The organism is Paenibacillus sp. EB106-06-01-XG199 (assembly GCF_058791575.1).
This window is the reverse complement of record NZ_JBYTDQ010000007.1, coordinates 313,845-327,866: the sequence shown is the minus strand read 5'-3', so window position 1 is coordinate 327,866 and position 14,022 is coordinate 313,845. Positions and strand designations below refer to the sequence as shown.

Annotated in this window: 11 protein-coding genes; 8 read left to right on the top strand and 3 right to left on the bottom strand. The window is 51.5% G+C overall.

The window, feature by feature from the left end:
- Positions 1 to 114: 114 nt before the first annotated feature.
- From AC3WT9_RS24750 to AC3WT9_RS24740, 3 genes are all read right to left on the bottom strand, one after another.
- Positions 115 to 1,212, bottom strand: coding sequence for a glycosyltransferase family 4 protein (locus AC3WT9_RS24750; RefSeq protein ID WP_341089320.1), 1,098 nt, complete (start codon positions 1,210 to 1,212; stop codon positions 115 to 117).
- Positions 1,213 to 1,300: 88 nt separating this feature from the next.
- Entirely contained in the window at positions 1,301 to 1,816 is a 516-nt protein-coding gene (locus tag AC3WT9_RS24745) for a hypothetical protein (RefSeq protein ID WP_492407993.1), read from the bottom strand.
- Between the two features lie 181 nt (positions 1,817 to 1,997).
- The gene (locus AC3WT9_RS24740; RefSeq protein ID WP_492407992.1) at positions 1,998 to 2,123 is read right to left on the bottom strand and encodes a hypothetical protein; all 126 of its coding nucleotides are present in this window, start codon (positions 2,121 to 2,123) and stop codon (positions 1,998 to 2,000) included.
- A gap of 284 nt (positions 2,124 to 2,407) precedes the next feature.
- Here AC3WT9_RS24740 and AC3WT9_RS24735 point away from each other — a divergent pair, with 284 nt between their 5' ends.
- The 8 genes from AC3WT9_RS24735 to AC3WT9_RS24700 all read left to right on the top strand — a co-directional run bounded on the left by AC3WT9_RS24735 (position 2,408) and on the right by AC3WT9_RS24700 (position 14,006).
- Positions 2,408 to 5,953: a PAS domain S-box protein gene (locus AC3WT9_RS24735; protein ID WP_341089322.1), complete on the top strand. Its 3,546-nt coding sequence runs from the start codon at positions 2,408 to 2,410 to the stop codon at positions 5,951 to 5,953.
- Positions 5,950 to 6,585 (top strand): C39 family peptidase, encoded by a 636-nt coding sequence (locus tag AC3WT9_RS24730; protein WP_341089325.1) that lies wholly within the window; start codon positions 5,950 to 5,952, stop codon positions 6,583 to 6,585. The genes AC3WT9_RS24735 and AC3WT9_RS24730 overlap by 4 nt, the downstream gene beginning before the upstream one ends.
- A 113-nt stretch (positions 6,586 to 6,698) precedes the next feature.
- Positions 6,699 to 8,657 carry a type I pullulanase gene (pulA, locus tag AC3WT9_RS24725; RefSeq protein WP_341377074.1) on the top strand — a complete coding sequence of 653 codons (1,959 nt, stop codon included), beginning with the start codon at positions 6,699 to 6,701 and terminating at the stop codon, positions 8,655 to 8,657.
- Positions 8,658 to 9,114: 457 nt separating this feature from the next.
- Entirely contained in the window at positions 9,115 to 9,441 is a 327-nt protein-coding gene (locus AC3WT9_RS24720; RefSeq protein ID WP_038585016.1) for a PadR family transcriptional regulator, read from the top strand.
- 5 nt (positions 9,442 to 9,446) lie between these two features.
- Positions 9,447 to 10,217 carry a permease prefix domain 1-containing protein gene (locus AC3WT9_RS24715; RefSeq protein ID WP_341089328.1) on the top strand — a complete coding sequence of 257 codons (771 nt, stop codon included), beginning with the start codon at positions 9,447 to 9,449 and terminating at the stop codon, positions 10,215 to 10,217.
- Positions 10,218 to 10,711: 494 nt separating this feature from the next.
- Entirely contained in the window at positions 10,712 to 12,196 is a 1,485-nt protein-coding gene (locus AC3WT9_RS24710) for a glutamate synthase subunit beta (RefSeq protein WP_341089329.1), read from the top strand.
- A gap of 127 nt (positions 12,197 to 12,323) precedes the next feature.
- Positions 12,324 to 12,866: a phosphodiesterase gene (gene yfcE / locus AC3WT9_RS24705; RefSeq protein WP_341089330.1), complete on the top strand. Its 543-nt coding sequence runs from the start codon at positions 12,324 to 12,326 to the stop codon at positions 12,864 to 12,866.
- A 111-nt stretch (positions 12,867 to 12,977) separates the two neighbouring features.
- A complete protein-coding gene (locus tag AC3WT9_RS24700; RefSeq protein WP_341377076.1) occupies positions 12,978 to 14,006 on the top strand; it encodes an agmatine deiminase family protein in 1,029 nt (342 codons plus the stop codon).
- The last annotated feature ends 16 nt before the right edge of the window (positions 14,007 to 14,022 follow it).

The following is a 14,022-nucleotide window of genomic DNA, read 5'->3' as shown; positions in this document are numbered from 1 at the left end:
TACAATACGAGTATAATATTTACTGCAGGCCATATCCTGCGAATAAGATCACTAATTTCTTGTTACACATTGTCGCATTGCAGAGGAGCACCCTTGCGGCAGACTCCTCTGTTATTACGGCAAAAGCGAGCGGTACAGCTCCTCCAATTGTGCTGTGGTATGCCTCCACTCAAAAGCCCGCAGGGCATCACTCCGCCCTTGCATCCCGATCTTTGCCGCCTTCGCGGGATTGCGTCCGATCATCAGCAGACGTCTGGCAAAAGGGGTGGCCTGACGGTAACGGTCCACCAGGTAGCCGTTGTGGCCTGACGTGATGATCTCACGGATGCCGCCGTTATTCGAAGCAATAACCGGCAGCCCGGAGGCCATGGCCTCCACATTGACCAATCCAAAGGATTCATGACCTTGGGAAGGGCAGACAAAGCAATCGGCCATCTGATACAGGCTGTGAATATCCTCGTGGGCGATGTTTCCAACGAAAGATACAGATACACCCAGTCTCCGCGAGAGGGTCTTGAGCCGCTGGATATATGGAGGTTTGCCCCGGCCGGCTATGATCAGATGAGAGGGCAGGCGTTTATTGAGAATGCGCATGGCCTGCAGGAGTACGGGCACTCCCTTACGGGGGATCACCCGCCCGACGAACAGCACCGTGAACACTTGCGGGAGTCTGTATAACCGCCGGAGACGCTGCCGTTCCGGTTCTTCGGCCGGTATGAACCGGGACAGGTCCGCTCCCAGCGGAATGACACTGAGTTTCTTGTCCAGGCCGGGAAAACGCCGGGAAATTCGTTGCTGCAGGGAGCGGCTGTTGGCAGCGATTCCGTCAGCCTTCGCCAGGCTGCGGGCAATTCGGCGTTCTGCCGGTACGAACGTCAGAGAGTGCAGATACAGCAGTACCGGAGTCAGGGGATGCTGGTGTTTCACGGCGGCCATCAGCAGCGGCCGGTTATCGATCTGAATCATATCGAAGGACGTCTTCTCAAGATATTTGAGTACCGAGGCAAGATAACGGGAAGGACTGCCTGAAGCCAGACGGATAATACGGACCTGTTCAAGCTCTGCAGAGTCGGGCAGTCCTGGTGACTTGCGGCTTAGTACCGTTACCATATGCCGCCGGGCCAGCCTTCTGGCAATCGCCCAGATGCAGATCTCCACTGAACCGTTCCCCGGCACCGGGAACTGCTCCGGTGCAATAATACAGATATGCATAATATAAGCCTCCTCAAGGCCCGCTGATGGATATTGTCTCTACCTACCATATGCGGACCAAGAGTCGGAAGACACATTCCTTCAGCAATCATGCTGCGATTTGCTTGGCCGCGTCCGCAATCACACCGGCAATTTTTTGCTCAAGCTCAATGATCTTCAGCTTGCTGGCTGCCATTTGACGGTAGCCTGAGACAAGGGATGACAAGGATTGAGCAGTTAAAGCCTGATTTTGCTTGCGGATAGCCGATTTGAAGTCGCTGAAATCGGCCGATATCCGTTTGTTCAAGGAGGCTGCCACACTTTTCTGGGACTTGATAGAGGCCTGGGGGCTTTCGATCCCCGCCAAGGTTTTACGTGCGGCGGCCATCTTTTTGGTACGGGTTTCTTTGGCCGCTTTCAGCAGGGCTTCTTTATTGCGGATATCCTCACGGGCAAATTGAACGAGAATTTTCATAGCATCAGCCTGTGTGCGGAGCACATCCTTCAGGACCTTGTCCTTAAGCCCCCTGAGGAGGTTAATCCGGCGGTTGAGTGCGCTGTATTGATCAAAGAGAGGCTGGTAACGTTCTTTGGTGCCGCTTACGGCTGAGGACAGCCGGGTCACGGTGGACTGATCTATTTCCTTAATTTGGTTTCGGACAATGATCAGCGCTTGCGTATTGCTGTCATGGAGCCGGCGGATTTGCGCCTCACGGCTGTCATACTGGGTAATCAGAACGGATAAATCACTGTAATACCCTTTAAGTCTGGTCCTTGCAGTATCGTCAGCAGTGGCGGCAGTCAGTTCAAACGAGGCTTGAATCGAAGGGGTCGGTCAGTGCTGTTCCGGATGCATTTACAGCACCTGTTGAAGATAATACTGCAAGCAGAAGTGCCAGCATTGCCAGGGAAATCTTCTTAAGCTTGTTCATCTTTTTCCTCCTTATTCTCATCCCTAATTCCGCAACAACAAAAAAGCACCCGCAGTAAAGGCTATTAAGCCTTTATTACGGGTGCTTCCGTCGTAATAGGTCACGAATGAAATATTATCTAAACTATAAAGGAAGGACAAAACCCAGTCAATATTTGTAATTTAAACTTTTTTCCATGGAAACCAGGCTGCGCGTTTATTCCGAACTTCTCTTATCGTATACTGGTTAATAATACAACAGAGAGCTGCATACGAGCCGGCTCATGACGAAGGGGGCCTTGTTTAATGGAATTGGCATATAATAGCAATATTTTGGATCAAGCCTTCATGATGTCTCCGGTAGGAATGGCCGTCCTGGCCTCAGAAAAGGACAAATGGATAAAGGTCAATTCCGCTTTTTGCAACATCCTCGGCTGCAGTGAAACGGAATTTCTAGCCGGAGCTTTATTGAGAAACAAGAGTGCGTCACAGCCAGAACAGGAAGACCGGGAAGGGCTCACACTAATGAGTGTATTGGAGGGTCTTTCCTACACCCCCGGTGATACCTTAAAGAGTGAACAAAGGTTTTATAATCGTGCAGGACATTCTGTATGGGTTTCCCTTACATTCGTGCGGGCTGATGCAGGACAAGACTCTTCACATATTATTGTATACGCGCAGGATATCACCGACCGGAAAATCGCCGATCAGCTGACAGTAGACAGCCGTGATTTGTATGATTTATTTCTAAAAGACGATCAGAGCATGATTTCGTTCACATTGCCCGACGGCACACTAAGCTTTATTTCCCCCTCATCGCTTTCGCTAATCGGATTTGCACCTGAGGAATTAATTGGTAAAAACCGGCTGGAATTTTATCATCCTGATGATATCGAGGGCATGGACAAGTCTGACGGTCTTCTGAAGAATGACATCTATGTCCGCCGTTTACGCCATAAAGACGGGCATTATTTGTGGTTCGAAAGCTCTTTTCATGTGATTCGGGGAGAAAACAATGAAATCATCCGGATCATGGGTATTGGCCGTAACGTGACGGGCCGCAAGCATAATGAGGAGGCTTTGGCCACGGCGCAAAGAGTCGCGAGAATCGGTTCCTGGGTATGGGATTTGACGAAAGGCAAGCTGTCTCTCTCGGAAGAATTGCAGCGTATGCTGAAGCTTGGTATTGGAGCAGCCGAGGTCGAGTACCAGAAGTTTCTCGATCTGGTTCATCCGGACGACATCAATGACATGTTCACAAGGGTGCGGGAGACGCTGGAAGACGGGAATTCCGGTGAGAATACCTACCGGCTGGTCCTTGCGGATGGAACCTTGCTTGCGGTACATATTCAGTGGGATACCGTACTGGGACCGGCCGGCAAGCCTGTTCAGCTTATCGGAATGATGCAGGATATCACTGAACGCCAGCAGATGGAGCAGAAGCTTAGAGAAAATGAGCGGAATTACCGGCTAATGTCGGAAAATTCCCTGGATCTGATCTCGCGCCATGCGATAGAAGACTGCATTTTCTTATACTGCTCTCCGGCCAGCCGCTCTCTGCTCGGTTATGAGCCGGAGGAAATGGTCGGCACTAGTGCTTTTGATTATCTGCATCCCGATGATTTAATAGCAATGAAAGAAATGATGGCACAAAGTGAGCAGACCCGCTGCATCCCGGCGGCGGTCTACCGTTACCGGCGCAAGGACGGAGGCTATGTCTGGTTTGAGACGAACAGCAGGTATATTTTAGATGAGCAGGGCGGGATTGTGGAGATTATTGCCGTCGGCCGTGACATAACGGAGCGTAAGCAATTTGAGTCCAAGCTTCAAGAGAATGAACAGCGCTATAAGTCGCTGTTTGAATATAATCCGTCAGCTGTATACTCCATGAATCTGCAGGGAGATTACTTAACCTGCAACTCCAATCTGGAGGTGCTGAGCGGATATTCAATGGGGGAGCTGGTGGGCAACTATTTCGGCCCCCTTGTGCATGAGAAGGATATGGCGAAGACGCAGTATCATTTTAATCTGGCTTGCCAGGGAATGCCTCAAAGCTATGATCTGACCCTTATTCATAAAGATGGCCATCTGGTAGAAATCAGTACGACCAACATTCCGATTATTGTCGGGGACAAGGTCGTCGGTGTATACGGAATTTCCCGTGACATTACGGAGCGTATCCGGTATACCGAGCAGATCGAGAAACTGGGCAATGATTACACACTGATCTTAAATGCAGTCTCCGAAGGCATATTTGGTCTTGATACGGAGGGGAAGGTAACCTTCATCAATCCGGCGGGGGCGCAGATGCTGGGCTTCGCCTACGGTGAAATTATGGGCCATCCTTATCTGGATCACATACAGCACACAGCGCTGGACGGCCTGCATTACCGGCCGGAGGATTCCCCGCTGATGCAGGCCGTCCGTGCGGGGGAATCCCATCAGAGCAAAGATGCGGTATTGTGGCGCAAAGACGGTTCAAGCTTTCTGGCCGAGTATCAGGTTACTCCGCTGTTTGATAAAGGAGACCGTAAAGGTGCGGTTGTTGTGTTCCGTGACATTACGGATGAGAAGGAGATTATCCGCGCCAAGGAATCGGCAGAGAAAGCGGATCAGGCGAAATCGGAGTTTCTGGCGATTATGAGCCATGAGCTGCGGACGCCGATGAACGGAATTATGGGGATGACGGATCTCCTGTCAGAGACCGAGCTGGATGAAGAGCAGCGCGGATATGCGGAGATTATTAGCCAGAGCAGTACTTCTCTGCTATATATCCTCAATGAAATTCTGGATCTCAGCAAAATAGAAGCCGGAAAAATGATCCTTGTGCATGAGCCGGTAAGTCTTGAATGGGTCTTGGAAAGCGTAACCGAGCTGTTCTCGCTGAAAGCGAAAGAGAAGAACCTGGAATTGACCTGCCAAGCTGCTTCCGATGTTCCGGAGTTGATCATGGGCGATGCGGCCCGGCTGCGCCAGATACTGGTGAATCTGGTCAGCAACGCAGTGAAATTTACTGAAGAAGGTCATATCTCTATTGAGGTGGGGACGGAATTCTGTCCTAACCAGAATAAGCTGACTCTGAAGTTTAATGTCAGGGATACGGGAATCGGAATTCCGCCGGAGAAACAGTCTCTGCTGTTCCAATCGTTCTCCCAGCTGCATCCGTCCATTAACCGCAAGTATGGCGGAACCGGACTGGGACTTTCCATCTGCAAGCGGCTGGTTGAGCTTATGGGCGGAGCGATTGCAGTGGACAGTGTGGAAGGCGTAGGTTCAAACTTCTACTTTACCTTGCCCTTGGATATTGATCATGATCCTAGTGATTTGGAGGAGGAACCGGTGCATGAGCAGACTCCGTCAGTACCGGAGAGTAGCCTTGATGTTGCCGATACCGATGATTATTCCCGGATTGAGGAGGAAGGGAGTGGCCTTCTGCTTACTGAAGGCCTTCCTCAGTTGGAGCCGAAATACGGTCCGCTGCGGATTCTGGTCGCAGAAGATCATCCCGTTAATCAAAAGCTTCTATTGATCATGCTGGAGAAACGCGGATATACTGCGGACCTGGTGGAGAACGGCCAGCAGGCGGTGCAAGCCGTTCTTCAGCAGCCCTATGATCTGGTATTTATGGATGTGCAGATGCCGGAGATGAGCGGGCTTACCGCAGCGGCCAGAATCAGGGAACAGCTCCCCCAGGCCAAGCGGCCCTTTATGGTGGCTGTGACTGCTTATGCCAGACGGGAGGACCGTGAAAGATGCCTGGCTGTAGGTATGGAGGATTTCATCAGTAAACCGTTTCTCACCTCCGACATTGAACGGATACTACAGCAGCGTCAGGAGAAGATATCCTTATGAGGGGAGCACCGCAGCAGCACAAGCTGCCCGCTGAACCTTATACGCAGTGGGAACCGGGTGTTGCTTCACCCGGCTCGGCCTGCGGTCCGGCGACCATCGCCGCATTAATGGAATATTGGCGCACGCGGAAGGGCCGGACTTTTATTCCCGGAGCAAGTCATTTTACTTCCAAAGCGGCGCATATTAATCACATATACAGCCATCATGGCGGAACACCTTGGGGAATGAGCGTGGGTAGCTTTACCAAAGGCGTCACAGCTTATATCCGGTCTTCTGCTCCTCTGGAGGCGAAGGAACACGGACTATTCTCCGTAAGTGTGTTTAATGATATAGACCGGTACAAAGCAGAGATTGATGCGGAGCGGCCGGTGGCGCTCAAATTCGATAAATGGCTCACTTTTCGCTGGCGGGGAAAATACGCCTATGATTATCATTGGGTGCTGGGAATCGGTTATCAGGAGTCTGAGGGCGGAGGAGGCCCTGTACTTATTGTTCATGACAACGGGATGCGGCATAAGCACGGCGGGTTCACTCCCGGGCAGGCACGCCTTATCCCTTATAACGTCAATAAAGATGTTATAACCATGGTGGCTTTGGATATCAAGGAAGCTACCATAGGGCATCAGCTGTAACCTTCAGGCGGCAGGAAGGGCAGCTTGATGAAACCGTCGAGTACAAACGTTTGCACAAAATCAATAATTAGGATATAATTCCAATTATTAAAGGGTAAAGGAGACAGATGGCCTTGTCCGTACAAAAGGAATTGAAAGAACCGATTTATTATGGTGATCCGGCGGCTACCGGAGGAATATCCGTGTTCGCCCAGGAATTTGATGAGCTTTTCAGTTATGACGGGGATGACCTTGGTGTGACGTATACGCCTGCTTCCTCGGCCTTTTGCTTGTGGGCACCTACCGCGCAAGAAGCAGCGGTTGTGCTCTATGGCTCATGGCATGAAGCCGCCGGAGATATCTTGCCGATGATCCGTGATGTCAGGGGAACATGGCGTTTGAGCGTGGCCGGGAACCTGGAGGGCAAGTTCTACACATATCGTGTGCGCATCGGGGAGCAGTGGAATGAAGCGGCCGATCCTTACGCCCGGGCTGTCGGCGTGAATGGAGATCGAGCGGTGATTCTCGATTTGCGCAAGACCGATCCCCAGCGCTGGACAGAAGATAAGCCACCTCTGGCTGACCCTGTGGACGCGGTGATTTACGAGCTTCATCTGCGGGATCTGTCTGTTCATCCGGCTAGCGGCATTGCCCATAAGGGACAATATCTGGGTCTGGCCGAAGAAGGGACGCGCGGACCGGGCGGGATTCTTACCGGACTGGATCATATATCCGATCTTGGAGTGACTCATGTGCAGCTGCTCCCTATTTATGACTATGCTACAGAAAGTGTTGATGAGACCCGGCTGGACCAGCCTCATTACAACTGGGGTTATGACCCCAAAAATTACAATGCTCCAGAAGGCTCCTACGCTACGGATCCGTATGATCCGGCTCTGCGAATCCGCGAGCTGAAGACAATGATCCAGACACTGCATGACCGCGGACTGCGCGTAATCATGGATGTGGTCTACAATCATGTTTATGACGGCTACCTTGTTAATTTCACCAAGCTTGTTCCCGGCTATTATTTACGTTATAAGCAGAACGGCAGTCTGTCGAACGGATCGGGCTGCGGCAATGATGTCGCCTCTGAGCGGATCATGATGACCCGGTTTATTGTGGAGTCGGTGCTGTACTGGGCCCATGAATATCATATCGACGGTTTCCGCTTTGATCTGATGGGACTGCTTGACATAGAAACCATGCAGGAGATCCGCCGCCGTCTGGACGAAATTGATCCTTCACTGATGACTATCGGGGAAGGCTGGCTCCTGGATACGGAGCTTCCGGCGGAGCGCCTTGCCAGCCAGAGCAATGCGGATGCCCTTCCGGGCATCGGACAGTTCAACGACGGGTTCCGCGATGCAGTAAAGGGGAATATTTTCCGCTATGAAGAGCCTGGATTTATCGGCGGCAAGACTGGCCTCGAGCAGGTGGTGAAAACGGGGATTACCGGAGGAGTCGTGTACGGTCAATCCATGGGGGCGTTTGCTGATGAGCCGCAGCAGTGTGTGAACTTCGTTGAATGCCACGACAATCATACTCTCTGGGATAAAATTGTAATTTCCAGCAAAGGGGAAAGCGATGAGCGGCGCAGAGAGATGCATCGTCTGGCTTCGGCAATGGTAATGACGAGCCAGGGGATTCCGTTTCTTCATGCAGGACAGGAATTTATGCGAACTAAGGACGGGGTGGAGAACAGCTTTAAGTCTCCCGTTGAGATCAACCGTATGGACTGGGAACGCGCAGCGGCACATGTGGAGGATATTGCTTATATGAAGCAGCTGATTGCGCTAAGGCAAGCCCACCCGGCATTTCGCCTGCGCAGCGCGGAGGAAATCCGCGCACAGCTGATGTTTGAGAAGGCGCCTGCCGGGGCAATAGCCTATACACTCCGGGATCACGCCGGAGGCGATCCGGCGCTGCACTTATACGTGCTTTATAATTCAAATACAGCCGGAGTGTCATTGGATGTGCCACAGCTTGGCGAGTGGAGCATCCTCTTCGGTGAGGATCTGGTCTCGAAGCTTGCCGGGGGCAAGCTGACCGCCAAGGGCATTGGAATGGTCGTATTGGCCGTCCGGCAATAAGTTCCCGAATACACTGTATATAATGATTTGATAAAAAAGGATGCCACTCGGTTGGAGAGTGGCATCCTTTTTTTGCGTCGATCCATATTGTCCCAACAGCAGCAACAAGAGATGAGCAGTAAGAAGCTATCCATGTTCAACCAATCTCCCGTGAAGCAAGGCTGATTTCTGACCAAACGGACCGAGGAGGCGCTAGTGTGCCCAAATCAGTGGTTTTGTGAGATTGGTGGACTTCATGGGCGTTATCTGCCCGTTAGGGAAGAACGCAGGTGGCAATCTGGAGAGATAACGCCGTTAGCGTCCGCAAACCTTAATAAACGGAGCGCAGCCACCCAATAAGGACACTGGAATCCGAGGCCCATTTTTTATAAAACTACTTTATCTGTCGTAGTAATTATGCTACAATGCAATTACTACGACAGATGAAGTAATGAGGAATAAGTTAGGAGGAAGGCTTTTGATCAGTAGTGATGTCATACGGGGATACAACGATACGCTCATCCTCTATATGCTTCTGGACGGAGAATCCTATGGCTATGAGATTTCCAAGAACATCAGGAAGCTGTCGGAGGAGAAGTACATCATGAAAGAGACTACGCTGTACTCCGCATTCACCCGGCTTGAGAAGAATGGGTACATCGATTCCTTTTTTATGGATGAGACCTTTGGGAAACGACGCACCTATTACCGTATAACTCCGCAAGGTCTGGCTTATTATCTGGAAAAATGCGAGGAATGGAAAGTTACGCAAGAGGTCGTTAACAAATTCATAAAGGAGCTGTGATCAGGATGGATACCATTATGGGCTATTTGAACAACATGTTTACTTCCCTGCCCAGGACAGAACAGACATATAAGCTGAAGCAGGATCTGCTGGCTAGTATGGAGGAGAAATATTACGAACTGAAGAAAGAAGGCAAATCAGAGAATGAGGCGGTCGGTATTGTCATCTCCGAGTTCGGCAACATTGATGAGCTGATTGACGAGCTTGGAATTACAATGGGGGGAGAGGATACACTGCTGCCTGTACTTGCCCCGGAGGATACATGGGGATATCTGGTTGCCAAGAAGACCAGCGGCTTTATGGTGGGGATTGGAGTAATGCTGTGCATCATCGGCCCTGCATTGCTGATTCTGCTTGTTACCCTGGCAGAGTTTGGTTTTCTCCGTGGGGTGATTTCAGAAGACACTGCCGGAATTATTGGCGTGATTGTGCTGCTGCTGCTGGTGGCGCTGGCGGTTGCACTGTTCATATTCAGCGACACAAGGCTGGAGCGGTATAAATATCTGCAAAAGGGTTTTAATCTGCCCTATTTTTTGCGGACCGAGATCGAGCAGCGCAGCCGTGCATTTGCCCCTACCTATACGCTGTCTCTGACTCTGGGTGTATCCCTGTGTGTACTCTCTCCGGTTCCTGTCCTTGCCTGGTCTGCAATCAATGAGGATGCCAGCGGCTACGGGGTCACTATTCTGCTTGTGCTCATTGCGCTGCCTGTCTTCCTGTTCATCTACTATGGGAGTATCAAGGAAAGCTTTGGCTTTCTGCTCAAGGAGAAGTAGTACACCGAGGTCTCTGAAGAGAAAGAGGAAAAACGCTTCAAGAGCTCTATCGCAGCCATCGCTTGGCCGCTGGCTACCGGCTGTTTTCTGATTAGCGGATTTATTTTTGAACGCTGGGACATCAACTGGGTGATCTTCCCGGTTACAGCGATTTTGCTGGAAGTATTAAATGCTGTGTATAAAATGATTAAGGTGAAATAACGCTTTCAGCCAGCTCTGCCCATTCTCCGGAATTTTATTTAAAAAAGTGACATTGCTCATTTAGGGTATAGTGGAACAATGATAATATTAAGGCATTTCAATCCACGACAGTACCTGGCAGGACCTGTGAAGGAGGGAGAACTTGGCCTCCTCGCAGTTTTTTGCTTTGCTGCTTTACAGTGACAAATGATCAGTCGGTGACAGAGCGTAACTGCCTTTTTGGAGCCGAATGGGCAACATGCCGCCCCTGAAGTTTTCGGCGGTCAATTAGAGAGACTCGGAGGATGACAGGAATGGGTAAAACAACCGGATTTTTGGAATATCAGCGGCAGACTCCTGCGGAGTGTGAGCCTTTAGAACGGATTAAGAACTGGAATGAATTTTCGGTGCCCCTGGAAGAGGAGAAGCTGCGGGAGCAGGGAGCGCGCTGCATGGATTGCGGAACACCATTCTGCCATGTGGGACGCCTGCTGTCCGGGATGGCCTCCGGCTGTCCGCTGCATAATCTCATTCCGGAATGGAATGACATGGTCTACCGCGGCAATTGGGAAGTTGCGCTGAAACGGCTGCACAAGACCAATAACTTTCCTGAATTTACAGGACGCGTGTGTCCGGCTCCTTGTGAAGGTGCTTGTACCGTGGGCCTTCATGGTAATCCCGTAACGATTAAATCCATTGAAAAGTCGATTGTAGATAGAGGATTCGCCGAGGGCTGGATTGTTCCCGAGCCGCCTTTGACCCGTACGGGCAAAAAGGTAGCCGTAGTCGGCTCCGGACCGGCCGGCCTTGCCTGTGCCGCACAGCTTAACAAAGCAGGCCATAGCGTAACTGTATATGAACGGGCTGACCGGATCGGAGGTCTGCTGACCTACGGCATTCCAAACATGAAGCTGGATAAGAAAACCGTGCAGCGTCGGGTGGATTTGCTGGCGGCGGAAGGCATTACCTTTGTAACCCGGACCGAAATCGGCAGAGACATTGCTGCTTCGCAGCTCAAAGAAGATAATGATGCTGTAGTGCTCTGCGGCGGCTCGACACAAGCCCGTGATCTTCCGCTGGAAGGCCGCGAGCTTCGGGGAATCCATCAGGCGATGGAATTTCTGACGCTGAATACAAAGAGCCTGCTTGACTCTGATTTGGCTGACGGTGAATATTTGTCTGCGGCCGGCAAGGATGTTGTTGTGATCGGGGGCGGAGACACCGGCACCGACTGTGTAGCTACCTCGATCCGGCACGGCTGCCGCAGTGTCATCCAGCTGGAAATTATGCCACAGTCTCCATTGACCCGCCAATCCAACAATCCTTGGCCGGAATGGCCAAAGGTACTCAAAGTGGACTACGGCCAGCAGGAAGCCGCTGCCTTGTATAAGGAAGATCCGCGCCGTTACCTCGTTTCCACGAAACGTTTTGCCGGGGATGACGGCGGACATGTGCAGGAGCTGCACACGGTGCGCATCGAATGGACGCGCAATGAGCAGGGCCGGATGGTTCCGGTAGAAGTTCCGGGCAGCGAAGAGGTAATTAAGGCGCAGCTGGTGCTGCTGGCGCTGGGTTTCACCGGTCCGGAAGAAACGGTGCTGAATGAGCTTGGGATAGAACGTGATGAACGCTCCAACGCCAAAGCGGAATTCGGTGCGCAGGCGACCAATGTCGAGGGTGTATTTGCCGCAGGAGACATCCGCCGCGGCCAGAGTCTTGTAGTCTGGGCGATTAATGAAGGCCGCCAGGCTGCGCGCGAAGTCGACCGCTTCCTGACAGGAGCCTCCAATTTGCCTTAAGTATATCTTGGATAGGTGTTTCATGTGGACGTCCCGGCGGGGCGTCCGCTTTGCGTTCCGGGGCCAAGGAAAGTTAAGATAAAAGATAAGCTATTTAAACGGATTGAACAGAGAGGGAGATTATACGATGAAGCTGATGTTTATTTCTGATATTCACGGATCGTTATTTTGGCTGGAGCAGGCTTTGGCAAAAGTAGAAGAGGAGCAGCCGCATACGCTAGTGATTCTGGGGGACTTCTTATATCACGGTCCGAGAAATCCGCTGCCGGACGGTTATAATCCCCAGGGAGTCGCAACGAAGCTTAACGCGTACGGGAAATCTCTGGTGGCTGTTAGAGGCAACTGCGATGCAGAGGTCGATCAGATGCTGCTGGAGTTCCCGATGATGGGGGATTATGTACTGATTCTCCACGAAGGCCGGAAGATCTATGCTACTCACGGGCATGGCTTCAGCATTGAGCATTTGCCTGCACTTGCTGAAGGGGATGTATTTATCCAAGGACATACCCATCTGCCGGTAGCCGGTATAAAAGAAGGCATCTATGTGCTGAATCCAGGCTCCATCTCGCTGCCCAAAGAGAATAACCCGAATTCCTACGGTATTATTGAGAACGGCGAGTTCACGGTTAAAGATTTTACGGGCAACGTCGTTAAGCATATCAAACTGTAGGGTGACCTTATTCTGCGCGGCATTGAGCGTAATGACGGTTTATTGTATGATGGGTAAGGAGCTTTCAGGGATCTTCCCGCTTCAAATATAAACAGCAGAGGTAAACAACAAATGTATCCTAAAGATTTGAACTATACAATGCCGGCGGAATGGGGCAAGCATGAGCGGACCTTCATCTCCTGGCCGGTTAAGGCGTCCATGGTTTTTCCGGACAACCATAAATCCGTTTGTGACGGTTATGCCGGAATCATCCGTGCCATCGCTGAGTTCGAGCCGGTTACCGTGGTTGTCAATCCGGACGATCTGGGGATGGTAGAGGAACTAGAACTCGGGGCGAATGTAACGATGCTGCCGATCCGGCATAATGACGCCTGGCTGCGTGATAACGGGCCGACGTTTGTTCTGGGTAAAGACGGCGTGCTCGCCGGTGTGAACTGGAAATTTAACGCCTGGGGCGGCAAATATTCGCCGTGGGATCTGGATGATGAGGTGGCTCCGCAAATTCTGGAGCAGCTGAAGATGAAACGTTTTGACGCACCGCTGGTAATGGAAGGCGGCTCTATCCATACTGATGGTGAAGGCACACTGATCACCACGGAGGAATGTCTGCTGAACACGAACCGCAATCCGGAGCTGGACCGGGCAGACATTGAGGAATATGTACGGAAATATACCGGCACCGAGTCGATCATCTGGCTGAAGCGAGGCCTCAGCGGTGACGAGACTGACGGCCATGTAGATAATATTGCCTGCTTCGCCGCTCCGGGCAAAGTCATCATTCAGGTCTGCGACGACCCGCAGGATGAGAACTTCGGCATCACTCAGGAGAATCTCCGTATTCTGGAGAATGCGGTGGATGCCAAAGGCCGGAAGCTGGAGATTATCCAGATTCAGCAGCCGCCACGCGTGGACTATGAGGACAGCCGCCTGACGCTTAGCTATTTGAATTTCTATTTCGTCAACGGCGGCATTATACTGCCGGTATTCGGCGGGACGGCTTCCGAGACGGATAAGCTGGCGGAGCAGAGTCTGGCTGCCTTGTTCCCGGACCGTAGAATCCGTACGGTGAACGGTATGGCGGTCATCGGCGAAGGCGGAAACGTACACTGCACGACCCAGCAGATGCCTGCCACAAAATAACTTACTCGCTAGGGAG